We start from the raw sequence: 17,432 nt of genomic DNA, 5'->3' as shown, positions 1-17,432 counted from the left end.
CAGCTCCCACAGGGATTTGTGGTGAACACCGATTGCGAGAACACCTTGAAACCTGTGGGAGCTGGCTTGCCAGCGATGGGGCCCTGTCAGTTTACGAAGATTTACTTGGCAGCGACTTTCTCGGACTTGCCGTCATAGCGCTTGCGCCACTCGGTCAGGATTTCGTCGCGATTTTTCGAGGCCCAGGCGAAGTCGTTCTTGATCAGACGCTGCTCGTAGTCGGCCGGCAATTCGGTCTGCGGCTTGGCGATGCCCGGCTGCGCGAGGACGGCGAAGTTCTCTTTGTACAAGTCCATCGCCTCGGCGCTGGCGGAGAAGTCGGCGAGTTTCCTGGCCGCGTCTTCATGCGGGGTGCCTTTGATCACGGCGGTCGCTTCGATCTCCCAGCCCAGACCTTCCTTCGGCAGGATGATGTCCAGTGGCGCGCCCTGACGTTTCAACTGAACCGCCGGGTATTCAAAGGAAATGCCGATCGGGAATTCGCCGGCCGCTGCCAGTTTGCATGGCTTGGAACCGGAGTGAACGTACTGGCCGATGTTCTGGTGCAGTCCGTCCATGTAGGCCCAGCCCTGTTTCTCGCCGAAGGTTTGCAGCCAGGCGCTGACGTCGAGGAAACCCGTGCCGGACGAGGCCGGGTTAGGCATGACGATCTTGCCTTTGTACTCAGGCTTGGTCAGATCCTGCCAGCTTACTGGCTTGGTCAGACCCTGCTTTTCGGCCTCAATCGTGTTGAAGCAAATGGTCGCGGCCCAGACGTCCATACCGACCCAGGCTGGTGGGTTGGCGGCATCGCGGTAGTTCGCGCCGATCTTGCCCAGATCTTTTGGCGCGTAGCTTTGCAGCATGCCTTGCTGATCGAGAATCGCCAGGCTGGACGCCGCCAGCCCCCATACGGCGTCAGCCTGCGGACGGGCCTTTTCGGCCAGCAGTTTGGCGGTGATGATCCCGGTGGAATCGCGCACCCACTTGATCTCCACGTCCGGGTTGGCTTTTTCGAAGGCTTCTTTGTAGGTCTTCAACTGTTCGGCTTCGAGGGCGGTGTACACCGTCAACTCGGTTTTTGCCGCGAAGGCATTCAGGCTGAAAGTAGCGAGCACAGCAGCGGCCAGGGCCATAGGCTTGAACATGATCGGTATCCTGTCTTTGAGTTGAGGGTGTAAGTCAGTGACCGGGCGCGGTTTGCCGCCAGGCCTGGGAGCGGCGCAACAAGCCGCGCGAAGCCCACGCCAGCAGCAAGGACACGCCCGCCGAGGTGAACAGAATCAGGGTCGACATCGCCGCCGCGCCGCCGACGTTGCCGGCGTCGTCCATGTTCAGCACCGCCACCGCCGCGAGAATGGTGTCGGGGCTGTAGAGGAAGATCGCGGCGGACACAGTAGTCATCGCCGAGACGAACAGGTAGCGCACGATGTCCAGCAACGCCGGCAGGCAGATCGGCACGGTCACGCGCAGGTAATGCCGGTACAGCGGCGCCTTGAGCGATAGCGCGGCGGCTTCGAACTCGGCGTCGAGTTGACGCAGCGCGGTGGTCGCGGTCATTTGTGCGGTGGTCAGATAGTGCGCAATGGTGCAGACGATCAGCAGCGTCATCGTCCCGTACAACACATGCAGCGGATTGCCGGTGAGGTTGAAGAAAAAGACGTAACCCAGACCCAGCACCAGCCCCGGCACCGCCATCGGGATGAAACTCAGCATGCGCAACGCCAGGTTGAGGCCGCGCTGAGTGCGGGTCTTCTCCATCAGGTAAGCGCCGGTGAAGATCAGCACGCTGCCGATCAGCGCCGTGCCCAACGCCATCTTCAAGCTGTTGCTGTAGGCCAGCCAGCCACCGCCGGCCGTCTCGTTGAACTGGTAGTGATTGAGCGACAGCGACAGGTTGTACGGCCAGAACTTCACCAAGGAGGAGAACACCGCCATGCCGAACACCAGCAGCAACGCGGCGCTGATCAACACGACAATCGCCAGATAGCAGCTGTCGCGCAGTTTCGACGGTGCCGGTTTGAACACCTGAGCGCGACCGCTCATGGAGTCGCCGTGACGGCGGCGCAGCCAGGCATCAACCCCAAAGCTGAACAGCGCCGGCACCAACAGCACCATGCCGATCAACGCGCCGCGACCGAATTGTTGCTGGCCGACCACCGCTTTGTAAGCTTCCAGCGCCAGTACCTGGTAGTCGCCACCCACCACCACCGGCACACCGAAGTCGGTGATGGTCAGGGTGAACACCAGACAGAACGCGGCGAACACAGCCTGACGCGTCGCCGGCCAGGTGATGCTGCGAAAGGCCTTGGCGGGACTGGCGCCCATGCTCGACGCGGCATCGAACAAACGCGCATCGGCCAGCGACAATGCCGAGAGCAAAATCATCAGCGCATGGGGAAAGGTGTAGATCACCTCACCCAGCACAATCCCCCAGAACCCGTAAATGTTGTCCGAGAGCAGCCCGCGCAACATGCCCTGGTTGCCGAACAGATAGACCAGCGCAATGCCCGGCAGCATCGACGGCGCCATCAGCGGCAGCAGGGAAATCCCGCGCCAGATGCCCTTCGCCGGTATCAATGTGCGTTGCAGTGCGTAGGCAAACAGGTAAGCCAGCGGTACGACGATGGCCGCAACACTGAGGGAAACTTTCAGGCTGTTGCCAAGCAGCCAGTGGAAATTCTCGCTGGTCACCAGTTCCTTCGCCGCGGCCCAGCCACCGCCCTGCCCGGCCTCGCTGCTGAAACCCCGCCAGAAGATCGCCAGCAACGGCAGCAACACCGCAACGCCGAGCAATACCAGCAACAGCAGTTTGCCGCCGACGACAAAAATACGGTCGCCGATTTCGGCTTTCGAGGTCTGCCGCACCTGCTTGTGCGGTAGCGGCAGCGCGAGGTTGCTGTTCATCAGGCAAACACCTGCAAGCTACGCGGCGGCAAGGCGATCATGATCTGCTGGGCGCCGAGGCGCGGCATGGCTTCCGGCGCCAGTTCGGCGAGCAGTGCGTGGCCTGGCAATTGATCGAGTTCGAAACTCATGCGGCAGCGGTTGCCGAGGAAGGTGATCTCACGGACTTTCGCCGGAAAGAGGTTCTCCTCATGCACCAGCGGATTGACGTTGATCGCTTCCGGGCGGCAGAACAAACGGCCCGACGCACGCTGGACGCTGCCGTCACTCAGGCGCAGGTTCATGCCGCCGACCTGGGCGTGGCTTTCGCTGCTGCGCTGGAACGGCAGCCAGTTGCCCTGGCCGACAAACTCGGCCACGAACGGCGTGGCCGGGCGGTTGTAGATTTCCTGCGGGGTGGCGTATTGCTCGACACGGCCGTTGTTCATCACCGCGATGCGGTCCGCCATCAGCATGGCTTCGTCCTGATTATGGGTGACCATCAGGGTGGTGATGCCGAGGTTGCGTTGCAGCTGGCGCAGCTCGGTGCACAGATGCTCGCGCACCCGGGCATCGAGGGCCGACATCGGTTCATCGAGCAGCAGCAACGACGGCGCCGGAGCCAAGGCGCGAGCGAGCGCAACGCGCTGTTGCTGACCGCCGGACAATTGGCCGGGGTACTTTTTCTCACTGCCGATGAGGCCGACCAGCTCTAGCATCTGACCGACGCGACGGCGTACTTCATCGCGACCACTGCCGGCGAGGCCGTAGGCAATGTTCGCCTCGACAGTCAGATTGGGGAACAGCGCGTAGGACTGGAACAGAATCCCGTAGTCGCGAGCTTGCGGGGCGAGGTGCGAGACGTCGCGGTCACCGAGGTAGAGTTCGCCGCTGTCCTGCTTCTCCAGACCGGCGATGCAGCGCAGCAACGTGGTCTTGCCGCAGCCCGAGGGGCCGAGCAGACACACCAGTTCACCGGCGGCGACGTCGAGGGAGACGTTATCCAGCGCGGTGAAAGCGCCGAAGCGCTTCTGCACGCTGCGCACTTTCATCGGCGCACCGGGGTTGGTCAGGGCAGTTGCAATGGCAGGATTCATGGACAGACCTCATCAAGCAGATGAGGCCAATCCTAGGGTTGTAATGCGTCCGTCATGTGGCAGTGAGGCAAAAACGGCCGATAGTGGTATTCGGGGATTTTGGTTCAGCGTCTGGATCCGTGTTGTCTGACCTGGCGCCATCACTGGCAAGCCAGCTCCCACAGGTGTTTCTGTGGTTCACAAAATCCGAATTCACTGAAAGTCTCTGTGGGAGCTGGCTTGCCAGCGATGAGGCCGGCCCTGCCAACGCAAGGTTTCAGGCCGGGGACATTTCCTGCGCCAACCCGAGGAACGCCGCCGGCAACCGCGCGCCCTTCCTCTCCTTCAGGCAATACAGGTACTCAGGAATCTGCGGCGCGTTCTCGATGGTCAGCACGCGCAACTGCGGATCATGCGGTACTTCCTGCCGGGCAATGATGCTGATGCCGATATTGCGCAGCACCGCCTCGCGAATCGACTCACGGCTGCCTATCTCCAGCAATGGCCCGAAACTCACCCCGGCACCGGCCAGCAATTCTTCAGTCAGCCGCCGTGTGGTAGAGCCCGATTCCCGCATCAACAGCGTATGCCCGGCCAGCGCACTCAACGCCACATGCTCATGCGCCGCCAACGGATGATTGCGATGCACTGCCAAGACCAGCGGATCAGTACCCAGCACCCGGCGAATCAGCCGCGCGTCATCGAGCAACTGCGAGGACGCCGCGATATCCACGCGATAATCCTCCAGCGCTTCGAGCACTTGCTGCGAGTTGCCGATTTCCACCGACACTTCCACCTGCGGCAGGCGCTCACGAAAGGTCTTCACCAGATCGAGGATGTAATATGGCGCGGTCGCCGCGATGCGCAGTGTGCCCTGCACCTGGCCGCTGTTGCGCAGGAAGAACTCGATGTCCGCCTCTTGCTGCAACAGCGTTTTGACCATCGGCAGCAACCGCGCGCCTTCGTCGCTCACGCTCAAACGCCGACCGCCACGGTAGAACAGCTCCACCGAATACTGGCTTTCCAGATTGCGGATCTGCGTGGTCACGGTCGGCTGGCTGAGGCCGAGTTTTTTCGCCGCCAGCGTGATGCTGCCCAAGCGGGCCACCATGTAAAACGCCTTCAGCTCGGCACTCAGCACAACCATCCCTCATCGTTTATTTGCGCAGCAGGCGCAAACCATTGAACACCACCAACAGACTCACGCCCATGTCGGCGAACACCGCCATCCACATGGTGGCGAGTCCGGCGAAGGTTACCCCAAGGAAGATCGCTTTGATCACCAGCGCCAACGCGATGTTCTGTTTCAAGATGCTGGCGGTATTGCACGACAGGCTAATAAATGCCGGAATCTTGCGCAGATCGTCGTCCATCAGGGCGACATCGGCCGTCTCGATCGCCGTGTCGGTGCCCGCAGCGGCCATGGCAAAACCGATCTCGGCGCGAGCCAGCGCCGGGGCGTCGTTGATACCGTCGCCAACCATGCCGACGCGATGACCCTGCTTGTACAGGTCTTCGATGGCTTGCAGTTTGTCGGTCGGCAGCAAATCGCCACGCGCTTCATCAATGCCAACCTGCGCCGCAATCGCCTGCGCGGTGTGGACATTGTCGCCAGTCAGCATCAGGGTTTTCACGCCCAGCGCATGCAACTGACGGATCGCCTCACGGCTGGTCTCTTTAACGGTATCGGCCACGGCAAACAGCGCCAGCGGGCCAGACGAGTCGAGCAGCAGCACCACGGATTTGCCCTGTTTCTCCAGCGCGAAGAGCTTTTCTTCCAGTTGCGGCGAGCACAGGCCCAGCTCTTCGACCAGACGATGGTTGCCCAAGTGATAGGTCTGGCCGTTGATATCGCCCTTCACGCCCCGCCCGCCGAGCGCTTCGAAGTTATCCACATTCAACACAGCGAAGTTTTTATCCACAGCCGCATTGGCGATGGCCAGCGACACTGGGTGATCGGAACGCCCGGCCAGTGCGGCGGCAATCGCGGGGGCCATGGCATCGGCCGTCGGCTCAAGGGACAGGTAATCGGTCTGCACCGGTTTGCCGTGGGTGATCGTCCCGGTTTTATCAAGCGCCAGATAGTCGAGCTTGAAACCGCCCTCCAGGTACACGCCGCCCTTGACCAGAATGCCTTTGCGCGCCGCTGCCGCGAGGCCGCTGACGATGGTCACCGGGGTGGAAATCACCAGTGCACAAGGGCACGCAACGACCAGCAACACCAGTGCGCGATAGATCCAGTCGAACCACACCGCGCCCATGAACAGCGGCGGAATGATCGCGACCGCCAGCGCAAAGACGAACACCACCGGGGTGTAGATTTTCGAGAATTGATCGACGAAGCGCTGAGTCGGTGCGCGCGCGCCTTGGGCTTGCTCGACGGCGTGAATGATCCGCGCCAGGGTCGAGTTGTTTGCCGCAGCAGTCACTGCGTATTCCAGCGAACCTGCCTGGTTGATGGTGCCGGCGAAGACTTTGTCGCCGATCGTTTTTTCCACCGGCAGGCTCTCGCCAGTGATCGGCGCCTGATCGATGGTCGAATTGCCGCTGACGACCTCACCGTCCAGCGCAATACGTTCACCGGGTTTAACCCGCACGCGGGCGCCGAGTTCGACGCTTTTCACTTCCTGTTCGAGCCAGGTGCCGTCAGCCTGCTGCACGGTCGCCTGCTCCGGGGTCATCTGCATCAGGCCGCTGATCGCGTTACGTGCACGATCCAGCGAGCGGGCTTCAATCAACTCGGCCACGGTGAACAGGAACATGACCATCGCCGCTTCCGGCCACTGCCCGATAAGGATCGCACCGGTGACGGCAATGCTCATCAGCGCATTGATGTTGAGGTTGAAGTTCTTCAGGGCGATCCAGCCCTTTTTGTAGGTGGTCAGGCCACCGCTGAGGATCGAAATCAACGCGATGATCGCCACCACCCAATCGGGTGCGGCGTTGGTGAAGTGGATGACTTCAGCCGCCAATGCGCCAACGCCCGAGAGAGCCAGCGGCCACCAGTGCTTTTTCACCGGAGCCGGCGCCGGCGCTTCGACGCCCGCCTCCAGCGGCTCGGCGTGCATGCCGATGGATTTGATCGCATCGATGATCGGCGCGGTGTCCGGCAGATTGTGGGTTACGCCGAGCACGCGGTTGATCAGGTTGAATTCCAGTTGCTCAACGCCCGCGAGTTTGCCGAGCTTGTTCTGGATCAGCGTCTGTTCGGTCGGGCAGTCCATCGCCTCGATGCGGAAACTGCTCAGCCGGGCATCGGCACTGGTCTTTTCGCTGAGCTGCACCAACGCAGGCGCAGCCGTTTTCGACCCGCAGCAGGAATCGCCGCCATGGGCATGTTTATGCACAGGCTGCAGCTTATGACTGTGATCGTGCCCGTCGCCGGGCTTGTGGGTGTGCTGGGAATCGCTCATCGGGTCGCGTCCATGAAGGTGCCTGTTGCCAAGTAAAGACCCTGTAGCCACTATAGGGTCAAGCACCCTTTTGGAGATTGCCGTCATGAAGATCGGAGAACTGGCCAGACTGACCGATTGCGCCGTGGAAACCATCCGCTACTACGAGCGCGAAAACCTGCTGCCGGAGCCGGCCCGCAGCGACGGCAACTACCGCGTCTATACCCAGGCCCACGCCGAAAGACTGACCTTCATCCGCAACTGCCGCACCCTCGACATGACCCTCGAAGAGATCCGTAGCCTGCTCGCCCTGCGCGACAGCCCGCAGGATCAATGCGAAAGCGTCAACGCACTGATCGACGAACACATCCAGCACGTGAAGGCGCGAATCGATGGATTGCTGGCATTACAGACGCAACTGCTCGACCTGCGACAACGTTGTGGCGAAGGGCCGATGGCAGATCAGTGCGGGATTTTGCAGCGACTGGAAGTGAGTGGCGGGGTTGTGGCGACGGAAGTAGAGCATTCCCATGTGGGCCGTAGCCACGGCCATTGAAAACACCGAATATCCCTGTGGGAGCTGGCAAGCCAGCTCCCACAGGTTTAATGGCAGACCTTCAGACCGCCATCGGCGCGGTCATTGGCGCGTGATGCTCGTAACCTTCCAGCGAGAAATCGCTCGGCTCCACCAGTTCCAGCCATTCCGGCTGATACACGCCAGTCTTGGCAAACTCCGGCACGCGATCCGAAATCTTCAGCTTCGGCATGGCGAACGGCTCCCGCTTGAGCTGTTCGTTGAGCATGTCCAGGTGGTTTTCGTAGACGTGTGCATCACCGATGAAATAGGTGAACCAGCGTGGCGTGTAACCGGTCAGGCGACCGATCAGGCTCAGCAGCGCGGCACCTTCGGTCAGGTTGAACGGCGTGCCCAGACCCAGATCGTTGGAGCGGATGTAGAGGGTCAGAGAAATCTCTTTGGTCTCGACATTCGGGTGGAACTGGTACAGCAGATGGCACGGCGGCAAGGCCATTTCATCAAGCTGAGCAACGTTCCAGCCGTGGAACAGAATGCGGCGACTGCCCGGATCGTTGATGATCGTGTCGACGCACTGGCGCACCTGATCGATGGCTTTGTACAGGACCACGTAGGCCTGACCTTCTTCTTCGCCCTGAGCGATTTGCTTGTAGCCGTTGCTCAGGGTTTGTTCGATGGCGGCGGTGTTGCTCAGCGGAATCTGCTTGTACGCGGGCCATTTGCGCCATTGCACGCCGTAGATTTCGCCGAGGTCGTCGTCGCCCTGACGGAACGGGTTGGCCAGCCACTGCGCGTTTTCGTTGGCGTTCTGATCCCAGACCTTGCAGCCCAACGCGCGGAATTCAGCGGCGTTGTTCACGCCCCGCAGAAACCCGCACATCTCGCCGATGGCCGATTTGAAGGCCATCTTGCGCGTGGTGATCGCCGGGAAACCTTCCTGCAGATCGAAACGCAGCATCGCACCGGGAAAACTGATGGTGTTGATGCCGGTACGGTTGGCCTGCTTGGTGCCGTTCTGAATGACGTGCGAGACCAGTTCGAGATATTGCTTCATGAATTACCTGTGTCCTTTGAGCCCCGGCGTCGCGCGCCGGGGTTCGTAGTTTAAGCCGTCGGAGCGAGTGGTGCTGCCGGCGCGCGACGATAGGCCAGCCAGATCAGGAACAACCCGCCGACGATCATCGGTACGCACAGCACCTGGCCCATGGTCAGCCAGTTCCAGGCCAGATAGCCCAACTGGGCGTCCGGTACGCGGACGAACTCGACGATGAACCGGAAGATCCCGTAGAACAGCGCGAACATACCCGATACGGCCATGGTCGGACGCGGCTTGCGCGAGAACAGCCAAAGGATCACGAACAGCGCCACGCCTTCGAGCGCGAACTGATACAGCTGCGACGGATGACGCGGCAGTTGTGCCGGGTCGCTGAACGGCGGGAAAACCATGGCCCACGGCACGTCGGTCGCCTTGCCCCACAGTTCGGCGTTGATGAAGTTGCCGATACGCCCGGCGCCAAGACCGATCGGCACCATCGGCGCGACGAAGTCCATCAGCTGGAAGAACGACTTGCCATTGCGCTTGCCGAACCACAAGGCCGCAAGCATTACGCCGATGAAACCACCGTGGAACGACATGCCGCCCTTCCACACTTCGAAAATCAGCATCGGGTTGGCGAGGTACGCGCTCAGGTCGTAGAACAGCACATAGCCCAGACGTCCGCCAACAATGACGCCCATCGACAGCCAGAAGATCAGATCGGAGAGCTTCTCCTTGGACCAGGTCGGGTCGAAGCGGTTGAGCCGGCGCGACGCCAGCAGCCACGCACCGCCGATGCCGATCAGGTACATCAGACCGTACCAGTGGATTTTCAGCGGACCGATGGCCAGGGCCACCGGGTCGATCTGCGGGTAAGGCAGCATTGCGACTCCTCGTTAGAGTTGAAAGCAGAATTCCCGGGCGACGCTGCCACCTCAGGATTAAGCCAGGATTGCCACGCGGTCAAAGCAGAAAGCTTAATCCCACGCAGAACAGCAAAGCGGCGAACAGTCTTTTCAGCAACTTCGCCGACAACCGATGGGCCAGCCGCGCGCCAAAACGCGCGAAGACCATGCTGGTCAGGGCAATGCCCAGCAGCGCCGGCAAATAGATAAAGCCGAGACTATGGGCTGGCAACCGCGCATCGTGCCACCCCAAAATCATGAAACTTAAAGCACTGACCAGCGCAATCGGCAGCCCGCAGGCCGACGACGTGGCGACCGCTTGCTGCATCGGTACGCTGCGCCAGGTCAAAAAAGGCACGGTCAGCGAGCCACCACCGACGCCGAAAATCGCCGAGGCCCAACCTATCACGCTGCCGGCCGCCGCCAGCGCGACCTTGCCAGGCACCGTGCGGCTGGCCTTGGGTTTGACGTCCAGCGCGAGCTGCACCGCAATCACCAACGCAAACACGCCAATGATTTTCTGCAGGTTCGGACCGGAAATCGCTTCGGCAGTCAGGGCGCCCAAACCCGCACCGATCAGGATCCCGACCGCCATCCAGACAAAAATCGGCCACTGCACCGCGCCTCGTCGATGATGCTCACGCACGGCATTGACCGAGGTGAAGATGATCGTCGCCAGCGAAGTACCGACCGCCAGATGCGTGAGGATCGACTGATCGAAACCCTGCAAGGTGAAACTGAACACCAGCACCGGGACAATGATGATCCCGCCGCCAACCCCGAACAGCCCGGCCAACACGCCCGCACAGGCGCCCAGCGCCAGATAAAGCAAAAATTCCATGACCGTCTCCCTGACGCATCCCCAAATCGGAGCGGCATGGTAACGGATGCATAGCCTTCTGCTCCACTTGCGATGGATGCGCGGACGCCGGATGCGTAGAGTGAGCAAAAAACACACAAGGACCACCTTATGTGCCTGATCGTTTTCGCCTGGCGCCCGGACCACGCTCAACCGCTGATCGTCGCAGCCAACCGTGACGAGTTCTACGCCCGCCCGAGCCTGCCGCTGGCGCAATGGCCGGAGGCGCCGCACGTGCATGCCGGGCGTGATCTCGAGGCCGGGGGCTCCTGGCTGGGGATCGGTGCCAATGGGCGCTTCGCCGCATTGACCAATATTCGTGACCCGCATCAGCCACCGGCGCGTAAATCGCGGGGCGAGCTGGTGGCCGGGTTTCTCGCCGGGGATCAGTCGCTGGAGGATTATCTGGCTGACGTGGTCGACCGCTCGCCGGACTACGCGGGTTTCAACCTGCTGCTCGGCAACCACCATGAACTGTGGCACTTCAATGCGCGGATGTCCGAGCCGGTGATGCTGGAGTCCGGGGTCTACGGGTTATCCAATGCCGGGCTGGATACACCGTGGCCGAAGTTGCTCAAGGCCAAGGCAGCGTTGAGCGCGGTGCTGGAAGATCCGACGCCTGCGCGGTTGCTGGAGTTGCTTGGCGATGCGCAGACGGCGCCGTTTGCCGAGCTGCCGGATACCGGCGTGGGGCTTGCGACTGAATCACTGCTGTCGAGTGTGTTTATTGCCAGCCAGAGTTACGGGACGCGGGCGAGTACAGCGCTGATTGTGCAGGCGGATGGGACGCGGCGGATGGTGGAGCGCAGTTTTGGGCCGTATGGGGGGCATCTGGGCGAGGTGGAGATTTTGATTTAGGCGGCGTCTGGACTGGCGCCATCGCTGGCAAGCCAGCTCCCACAGGTTTCCTGGGTGCTCACAGATATCGTGTTCACTGAAGATCCCTGTGGGAGCTGGCTTGCCAGCGATGAGGCCATTGGCCTTTTAGAGGGCCTTGTTGACCGCCGGCGGATTCATCTTCGACAAACCGAGATTCTTCAGCGCCAATTGCAGTGAGCTGTGGATAACTTGCGGATTGTCGATAGTCATCAACTCGGCCAGCAACTCCTTGGCCTTGCTCAGGTTCACCTGACGCAACATCCACTTCACCTTCGGCAAGTTGGTGGCGTTCATCGACAGGCTGTCGAAACCCATCGCCATCAACAGCACCGCCGCTGCCGGATCACCGGCCATCTCGCCGCAGATACTGACCGGCTTGCCTTCGGCATGGGCGTCGCGCACCACGTTTTGCAAGGCTTGCAGCACGGCCGGGTGCAGGTAGTCGTAGAGGTCGGCGACGCGCGGGTTGTTGCGGTCGACTGCCAGCAGGTACTGAGTCAGGTCGTTGGAACCGACCGACAGGAAGTCCACTTGCCGTGCCAGTTCCTTGGTCTGATACACCGCTGCCGGAATCTCGATCATCACGCCAATCGGCGGCATCGGCACGTCGGTGCCTTCGTCGCGCACTTCGCCCCAAGCCCGGTGGATCAGGTGCAGGGCTTCTTCGAGTTCGTGGGTGCCGGAGATCATCGGCAGCAGAATGCGCAGGTTGTTCAAGCCCTCGCTGGCCTTGAGCATCGCGCGGGTCTGCACCAGGAAGATTTCCGGGTGGTCGAGGGTGACGCGAATGCCGCGCCAGCCGAGGAACGGGTTGTCTTCCTTGATCGGGAAGTACGACAGCGACTTGTCACCGCCGATGTCGAGGCTGCGCATGGTCACCGGTTGCGGGTGGAACGCGGCGAGCTGCTCGCGGTAGATCGCCAGTTGTTCTTTTTCGCTCGGGAAGCGCTGGTTGATCATGAACGGCACTTCGGTGCGGTACAGACCGACACCTTCGGCACCGCGCTTCTGCGCTCGTGCCACGTCCGCCAGCAGGCCGGTGTTGACCCACAGCGGCATGCGGTGACCATCGAGGGTCACGCAGGGCAGGTCGCGCAGGGTGTCGAGACCCAGCGCCAGTTGTTTCTCTTCTTCCACCACCTCGGCGAACTGCTTGCGCAGCACTTCGCTGGGGTTGGTGTAGACCTCGCCGCGTGTGCCGTCGACGATCAATTCGATACCGTCGACCTTGGCGTACGGCAGGTCGACCAGACCCATTACCGTCGGAATGCCCATGGCCCGGGCCAGGATCGCGACGTGGGAGTTGCCCGAACCGAGTACCGAAACCAGACCGACCAGCGTGCCTTCCGGCACTTCGCCGAGCATCGCCGGGGTCAGCTCTTCGCTGACCAGAATGGTTTTTTCCGGGTAGACCAGATTCTGCTGACGCTCTTCCTGCAAATAGGCGAGCAGGCGGCGACCGAGGTCTTTGACGTCCGATGCCCGCTCGCGCAGGTAGGCGTCGTCCATCAGTTCAAAACGGTTGACGTGTTCGGTGACCACTTGGCGCAGTGCGCCCTGGGCCCACTGACCGGTCTTGATCACCGTGGTGATTTCGCTGCCCAGCGAGGCATCGTCGAGCATCATCAGGTAGACGTCGAACAGCGCGCGCTCTTCCGGGCGCAATTGGGTCGCCAGTTTGGCGGACAGGGCGCGCATGTCGGCGCGCACGCCTTCGATGGCGGTCTTGAACAGGCCAAGCTCGGCGTTGATGTCGGTGATGGTCTTGTCCGGCACCACGTCCAGGTCGGCAGGCGGCAGCATGACCACCGCGGTACCGACCGCCGCACCCGGCGAGCCCGGTACGCCGACGAACTTGGCTTCCTGGATACCCTTGCCCTGACGGCCCAGACCACGAATCGAACCCGTAGCCTCAGCGTGGGCGATAACGCCTGCGAGCTGCGCGCTCATGGTCACGAGGAAGGCTTCTTCACCTTCGTCGAACTGGCGACGCTCTTTCTGCTGGATAACCAACACGCCGACGACGCGGCGGTGGTGAATGATCGGGGCTCCGAGGAACGAGGCGTAACGCTCCTCGCCGGTTTCGGCGAAGTAGCGATAGCGCGGGTGATCCGCGGCGTTTTCGAGGTTCAGGGGTTCTTCACGCGTGCCGACCAGACCGACCAGACCTTCGTTGGGTGCCATGCTGACCTTGCCGATCGAGCGCTTGTTCAAGCCCTCGGTGGCCATCAGGACGAAGCGATTGGTCTCGGGATCAAGCAGGTAGACCGAGCAGACCTGGCTGCCCATGGCCTCTTTGACGCGCAACACAATAATCCCCAACGCCGCCTTGAGATCCTTGGCGGAGTTAACTTCCTGGACGATCTTGCGCAGCGTATTGAGCATGGCTCGGGGTCGAACTCCGTCGTCAGTCGCGCGCTAAAAGGCGCGGGGCAAGCTCTTTGAGGGCGCGGCGATACACCTCGCGCTTGAATGTCACCACCTGGCCCAACGGATACCAATAGCTGACCCAGCGCCAGCCATCGAACTCCGGTTTACCGGTCAAATCCATCCGCACCCGTTGCTCGTTGGAGATCAGGCGCAGGAGAAACCATTTCTGTTTCTGGCCGATGCACAGCGGTTGGCTGTGGGTACGCACCAGACGTTGCGGCAAACGATAGCGCAACCAGCCTCGAGTACAGGCCAGTATTTCAACATCTTCACGTTCCAGGCCAACTTCTTCGTTCAGCTCGCGGTACAAGGCGTCTTCCGGCGTCTCCTCAGGGTTGATTCCCCCTTGCGGAAACTGCCAGGCATCTTGATTGATACGGCGAGCCCATAGCACCTGGCCGGCGTCATTCGTCAGAATGATCCCGACATTGGGGCGGAAACCATCGGGGTCGATCACGGGCACAACCTCGCAAACGCATGTCGCCGCATTGTTCCACAAAGGTTCATAAGGCGGCAACGAAGCTTCCTACCTTATGTGCACTCTTGTGAAAAGACCGTATTCTTGTCGCCTTTTTACAGACTTATCAGCGGGTAACTGCAATGCGCCTGGCTCTATTCGATTTGGACAACACCCTTCTGGGCGGCGACAGCGATCACGCCTGGGGCGACTATCTGTGCGAGCGCGGCTTCCTCGACCCGATTGCGTACAAGACGCGCAACGACGAGTTCTATCAGGATTACCTGGCCGGCAAACTGGATAACGCCGCGTACCTGAACTTCTGCCTTGAGATCCTCGGCCGCACCGACATGGCCGTGCTCGATCAATGGCACCGCGACTACATGCGCGACTGCATCGAGCCGATCATGCTGCCCAAGGCGCTGGAACTGCTGAAAAAGCACCGCGACGCCGGCGATAAACTGGTGATCATCACGGCGACCAACCGCTTCGTCACCGCGCCGATCGCTGCTCGCTTGGGTGTTGAAACCCTGATCGCCACTGAATGCGAAATGGTGGATGGCCGCTACACCGGGCGCAGCGCCGACGTTCCGTGCTTCCGTGAAGGCAAGGTAACGCGCCTGACCCGTTGGCTGGAAGAGACCGGGTATTCGCTGGAGGACAGCTATTTCTACAGCGATTCGATGAATGACCTGCCGCTGCTGGAGCAGGTAGCGAATCCGGTCGCGGTTGATCCGGATCCGAATTTGCGCGCCGAAGCCGAAAAACGCGGCTGGCCGGTAATGACCCTGCGCGACTGATGACGCCATCGCTGGCAAGCCAGCTCCCACAGGGACTATCAGTGGACACAAATTTTGTGGACACCTCAAAAACCTGTGGGAGCTGGCTTGCCAGCGATTTGGGTCGACTCGGTCTCAAGCCTTAAACCGGCTTGGCCCCCATCAACGCCGCAATGGCGAGAAATCCGACGCCGCTTACAATGGCCAGCGCCAGATTGAATCGGCGGTTGCCCACCCCGATTGTCCACAGTCGATTAAGCCGCACAAGCAGCCACACCGCACTGAACGTGGCCACGGCATAGATCACGCTGGACCCCAGAATCCAGAACTGCCCCAGTGGCCAGCCGATCAGGTGCACCAGCCACCAGCCAGTGAATGGCATGCTCAGCATACCGATCAGCATCAAACACCAAATAAACAGCCACGGACGCTGCATCGTGCTCGCCGGCCCTTCGCTGCGATTACGCCAGGTCAGAGCGGCAAGCCCCAGCCCGCTCGCGAGTATGACCACGGTCGCCGCGACGTGAAGGACTTTCAGGGTTGTCAGGGTTTCCATGTAGTTCTCTTCCTTGGGTCATGCCCATCAGCGTAGCCGTTCAGCCAAGAAACAGCTGATAGGCCGGGTTGTCGCTTTCGTCCCAGTAGGGGTAACCGATTTCCGCCAGCGCCGCCGGCACCAGGTGACGTTCATCGTGGGGTACTTGCAGGCCGGCGACCACACGGCCGTCCGCCGCGCCGTGGTTGCGGTAGTGGAACATCGAGATATTCCAGCGCCCGCCGAGCTTGTTGAGAAAGTTGAACAGCGCGCCCGGTCGTTCCGGGAATTCGAAGCGCAGTACCACTTCATCAACCACATGCGCCGCGTGCCCACCGACCATATGGCGGATGTGCAACTTGGCCAGTTCGTTGTCAGTCAGGTCCAGCACCGGGAAACCCTGCTCGGTCAGGCTCGCCAGCAATGCACTGCGCGGGTCGTTCTCCGGGTGAGTCTGCACGCCAACGAAGATGTGCGCTTCGCTGCCGGTGTTGTAGCGGTAGTTGAATTCAGTGATCTGGCGCTTGCCGATGGCCTCGCAAAACGCCTTGAAGCTGCCGGCCTGCTCGGGGATGGTCACGGCGATGATCGCTTCGCGGCCCTCGCCCAGTTCGGCACGCTCGGCGACGTGGCGCAGGCGATCGAAGTTGACGTTGGCACCCGAATCGATGGCGACGAAGGTCTTGCCGCTGACGCCGCGCTGTTCGACGTACTTCTTGATCCCGGCCACACCCAATGCGCCGGCAGGTTCGGTGATCGAGCGGGTATCGTCGTAGATATCCTTGATCGCCGCGCAGATTTCGTCGGTGCTCACGGTGATCACTTCATCGACATGGTCTTTGCAGATGTCGAAGGTGTGCTGACCGATCTGGGCCACCGCCACGCCGTCGGCGAAGATGCCCACGGTCGGCAGCACGACGCGCTCACCGGCAGCCATCGCCGCTTGCAGGCAGTTGGAATCGTCCGGCTCGACGCCGATGACTTTGATGTCCGGACGCAGGTATTTCACGTAAGCAGCGATGCCGGCAATCAACCCGCCGCCGCCGACCGGGACGAAAATCGCGTCCAGCGGTTGCGGGTGCTGGCGCAGAATCTCCATCGCCACGGTGCCCTGCCCGGCAATGGTATGCGGATCGTCGTACGGGTGGATGTAGACGTAGCCTTTTTCGTCGACCAGTTTCAGCGAGTAGGCCAAGGCTTCCGGGAACGAATCACCGTGCAGCACCACTTTGCCGCCACGCGAACGCACGCCCTCGACCTTGATTTCCGGGGTGGTCTTGGGCATGACGATGGTGGCTTTCACGCCCAGCACTTTCGCCGCCAGGGCCAGACCTTGCGCATGGTTGCCCGCCGACGCGGTGACCACGCCACGGGCGCGCTCCTCGTCGGTCAACTGGGTCAACTTGTTGTAGGCGCCGCGAATCTTGAAGGAGAACACGGGCTGCAAGTCTTCGCGCTTGAGCCAAATGTCATTACCCAGCCGCTCGGAGAGCTGGCGAGCATTCTGCAGCGGGGTTTCTACGGCAACGTCATAAACGCGCGAGGTGAGGATCTTTTTGACGTACTGTTCGAGCATCGGAAAGCATCACTGAGCGGGTTGGGCGGGACCACGGAGTCTAACCCGGCTTTTGGGCACACGACCACACGAATCCAGAGGTTTTAGACAGTCTTGAGGCTATAATGC

Annotated in this window: 15 protein-coding genes; 3 read left to right on the top strand and 12 right to left on the bottom strand. The window is 61.2% G+C overall.

Features of this window, described 5'->3' with window-relative positions:
- Positions 1-101: 101 nt before the first annotated feature.
- From AB4P91_RS07260 to AB4P91_RS07240, 5 genes are all read right to left on the bottom strand, one after another.
- Positions 102-1,127 carry a putative 2-aminoethylphosphonate ABC transporter substrate-binding protein gene (locus tag AB4P91_RS07260; protein ID WP_042561586.1) on the bottom strand — a complete coding sequence of 342 codons (1,026 nt, stop codon included), beginning with the start codon at positions 1,125-1,127 and terminating at the stop codon, positions 102-104.
- Positions 1,128-1,161: 34 nt separating this feature from the next.
- A complete protein-coding gene (locus AB4P91_RS07255; RefSeq protein WP_395604559.1) occupies positions 1,162-2,886 on the bottom strand; it encodes a putative 2-aminoethylphosphonate ABC transporter permease subunit in 1,725 nt (574 codons plus the stop codon).
- The gene (locus tag AB4P91_RS07250) at positions 2,886-3,962 is read right to left on the bottom strand and encodes a putative 2-aminoethylphosphonate ABC transporter ATP-binding protein (RefSeq protein ID WP_150593562.1); all 1,077 of its coding nucleotides are present in this window, start codon (positions 3,960-3,962) and stop codon (positions 2,886-2,888) included. The genes AB4P91_RS07255 and AB4P91_RS07250 overlap by 1 nt, the downstream gene beginning before the upstream one ends.
- A 256-nt stretch (positions 3,963-4,218) precedes the next feature.
- On the bottom strand, positions 4,219-5,082 hold the full coding sequence (locus tag AB4P91_RS07245) for a LysR family transcriptional regulator (protein WP_150593751.1): 864 nt from the start codon (positions 5,080-5,082) through the stop codon (positions 4,219-4,221).
- A gap of 16 nt (positions 5,083-5,098) precedes the next feature.
- Positions 5,099-7,354 (bottom strand): heavy metal translocating P-type ATPase, encoded by a 2,256-nt coding sequence (locus AB4P91_RS07240; protein WP_395604558.1) that lies wholly within the window; start codon positions 7,352-7,354, stop codon positions 5,099-5,101.
- Positions 7,355-7,439: 85 nt separating this feature from the next.
- Here AB4P91_RS07240 and cadR point away from each other — a divergent pair, with 85 nt between their 5' ends.
- Complete coding sequence (gene cadR, locus AB4P91_RS07235) at positions 7,440-7,889, top strand: Cd(II)/Pb(II)-responsive transcriptional regulator (protein WP_105704602.1); 450 nt, start codon at positions 7,440-7,442, stop codon at positions 7,887-7,889.
- Positions 7,890-7,950: 61 nt separating this feature from the next.
- Here the strand turns inward: cadR and AB4P91_RS07230 are convergent, their stop codons facing one another.
- The 3 genes from AB4P91_RS07230 to AB4P91_RS07220 form a co-directional block, all read right to left on the bottom strand.
- Entirely contained in the window at positions 7,951-8,922 is a 972-nt protein-coding gene (locus tag AB4P91_RS07230; RefSeq protein ID WP_395604557.1) for a thymidylate synthase, read from the bottom strand.
- 50 nt (positions 8,923-8,972) lie between these two features.
- Entirely contained in the window at positions 8,973-9,788 is an 816-nt protein-coding gene (gene lgt / locus AB4P91_RS07225; protein WP_395604556.1) for a prolipoprotein diacylglyceryl transferase, read from the bottom strand.
- A gap of 79 nt (positions 9,789-9,867) precedes the next feature.
- Complete coding sequence (locus AB4P91_RS07220; protein WP_150593560.1) at positions 9,868-10,650, bottom strand: sulfite exporter TauE/SafE family protein; 783 nt, start codon at positions 10,648-10,650, stop codon at positions 9,868-9,870.
- A 129-nt stretch (positions 10,651-10,779) separates the two neighbouring features.
- Here AB4P91_RS07220 and AB4P91_RS07215 point away from each other — a divergent pair, with 129 nt between their 5' ends.
- A complete protein-coding gene (locus AB4P91_RS07215) occupies positions 10,780-11,526 on the top strand; it encodes an NRDE family protein (protein WP_395604555.1) in 747 nt (248 codons plus the stop codon).
- A gap of 126 nt (positions 11,527-11,652) precedes the next feature.
- Here AB4P91_RS07215 and ptsP read toward each other — a convergent pair whose 3' ends face one another.
- Together ptsP and AB4P91_RS07205 are read right to left on the bottom strand one after the other, a co-directional pair.
- Positions 11,653-13,932: a phosphoenolpyruvate--protein phosphotransferase gene (ptsP, locus tag AB4P91_RS07210; RefSeq protein ID WP_042561615.1), complete on the bottom strand. Its 2,280-nt coding sequence runs from the start codon at positions 13,930-13,932 to the stop codon at positions 11,653-11,655.
- A gap of 22 nt (positions 13,933-13,954) precedes the next feature.
- Positions 13,955-14,434, bottom strand: a complete 480-nt coding sequence (locus AB4P91_RS07205) for an RNA pyrophosphohydrolase (RefSeq protein ID WP_003229203.1) — start codon at positions 14,432-14,434, stop codon at positions 13,955-13,957.
- A gap of 143 nt (positions 14,435-14,577) precedes the next feature.
- Here AB4P91_RS07205 and AB4P91_RS07200 point away from each other — a divergent pair, with 143 nt between their 5' ends.
- Entirely contained in the window at positions 14,578-15,234 is a 657-nt protein-coding gene (locus AB4P91_RS07200; RefSeq protein WP_395604554.1) for an HAD family hydrolase, read from the top strand.
- 121 nt (positions 15,235-15,355) lie between these two features.
- Here the strand turns inward: AB4P91_RS07200 and AB4P91_RS07195 are convergent, their stop codons facing one another.
- Complete coding sequence (locus tag AB4P91_RS07195) at positions 15,356-15,769, bottom strand: DUF2269 family protein (protein WP_395604553.1); 414 nt, start codon at positions 15,767-15,769, stop codon at positions 15,356-15,358.
- A 40-nt stretch (positions 15,770-15,809) separates the two neighbouring features.
- The gene (gene ilvA, locus AB4P91_RS07190) at positions 15,810-17,324 is read right to left on the bottom strand and encodes a threonine ammonia-lyase, biosynthetic (RefSeq protein WP_395604552.1); all 1,515 of its coding nucleotides are present in this window, start codon (positions 17,322-17,324) and stop codon (positions 15,810-15,812) included.
- Between the last annotated feature and the right edge of the window lie 108 nt (positions 17,325-17,432).

This window comes from Pseudomonas sp. B21128 (assembly GCF_044218865.1).
Classification (GTDB): domain Bacteria; phylum Pseudomonadota; class Gammaproteobacteria; order Pseudomonadales; family Pseudomonadaceae; genus Aquipseudomonas; species Aquipseudomonas iridis.
The sequence above is the reverse complement of the archived record's forward strand: the minus strand, read 5'-3'. Positions and strand labels throughout refer to the sequence as shown.

What these genes read in the sequence shown, in the direction of transcription:
- AB4P91_RS07195 (WP_395604553.1), bottom strand. Translation starts at nt 15,769, where the DNA reads ATGGAAACCCTGACAACCCTGAAAGTCCTTCACGTCGCGGCGACCGTG.
- AB4P91_RS07215 (WP_395604555.1), top strand. Translation starts at nt 10,780, where the DNA reads ATGTGCCTGATCGTTTTCGCCTGGCGCCCGGACCACGCTCAACCGCTG.
- cadR (WP_105704602.1), top strand. Translation starts at nt 7,440, where the DNA reads ATGAAGATCGGAGAACTGGCCAGACTGACCGATTGCGCCGTGGAAACC.
- AB4P91_RS07250 (WP_150593562.1), bottom strand. Translation starts at nt 3,962, where the DNA reads ATGAATCCTGCCATTGCAACTGCCCTGACCAACCCCGGTGCGCCGATG.
- lgt (WP_395604556.1), bottom strand. Translation starts at nt 9,788, where the DNA reads ATGCTGCCTTACCCGCAGATCGACCCGGTGGCCCTGGCCATCGGTCCG.
- AB4P91_RS07255 (WP_395604559.1), bottom strand. Translation starts at nt 2,886, where the DNA reads ATGAACAGCAACCTCGCGCTGCCGCTACCGCACAAGCAGGTGCGGCAG.
- ptsP (WP_042561615.1), bottom strand. Translation starts at nt 13,932, where the DNA reads ATGCTCAATACGCTGCGCAAGATCGTCCAGGAAGTTAACTCCGCCAAG.
- AB4P91_RS07240 (WP_395604558.1), bottom strand. Translation starts at nt 7,354, where the DNA reads ATGAGCGATTCCCAGCACACCCACAAGCCCGGCGACGGGCACGATCAC.
- AB4P91_RS07260 (WP_042561586.1), bottom strand. Translation starts at nt 1,127, where the DNA reads ATGTTCAAGCCTATGGCCCTGGCCGCTGCTGTGCTCGCTACTTTCAGC.
- AB4P91_RS07220 (WP_150593560.1), bottom strand. Translation starts at nt 10,650, where the DNA reads ATGGAATTTTTGCTTTATCTGGCGCTGGGCGCCTGTGCGGGCGTGTTG.
- AB4P91_RS07230 (WP_395604557.1), bottom strand. Translation starts at nt 8,922, where the DNA reads ATGAAGCAATATCTCGAACTGGTCTCGCACGTCATTCAGAACGGCACC.
- ilvA (WP_395604552.1), bottom strand. Translation starts at nt 17,324, where the DNA reads ATGCTCGAACAGTACGTCAAAAAGATCCTCACCTCGCGCGTTTATGAC.
- AB4P91_RS07200 (WP_395604554.1), top strand. Translation starts at nt 14,578, where the DNA reads ATGCGCCTGGCTCTATTCGATTTGGACAACACCCTTCTGGGCGGCGAC.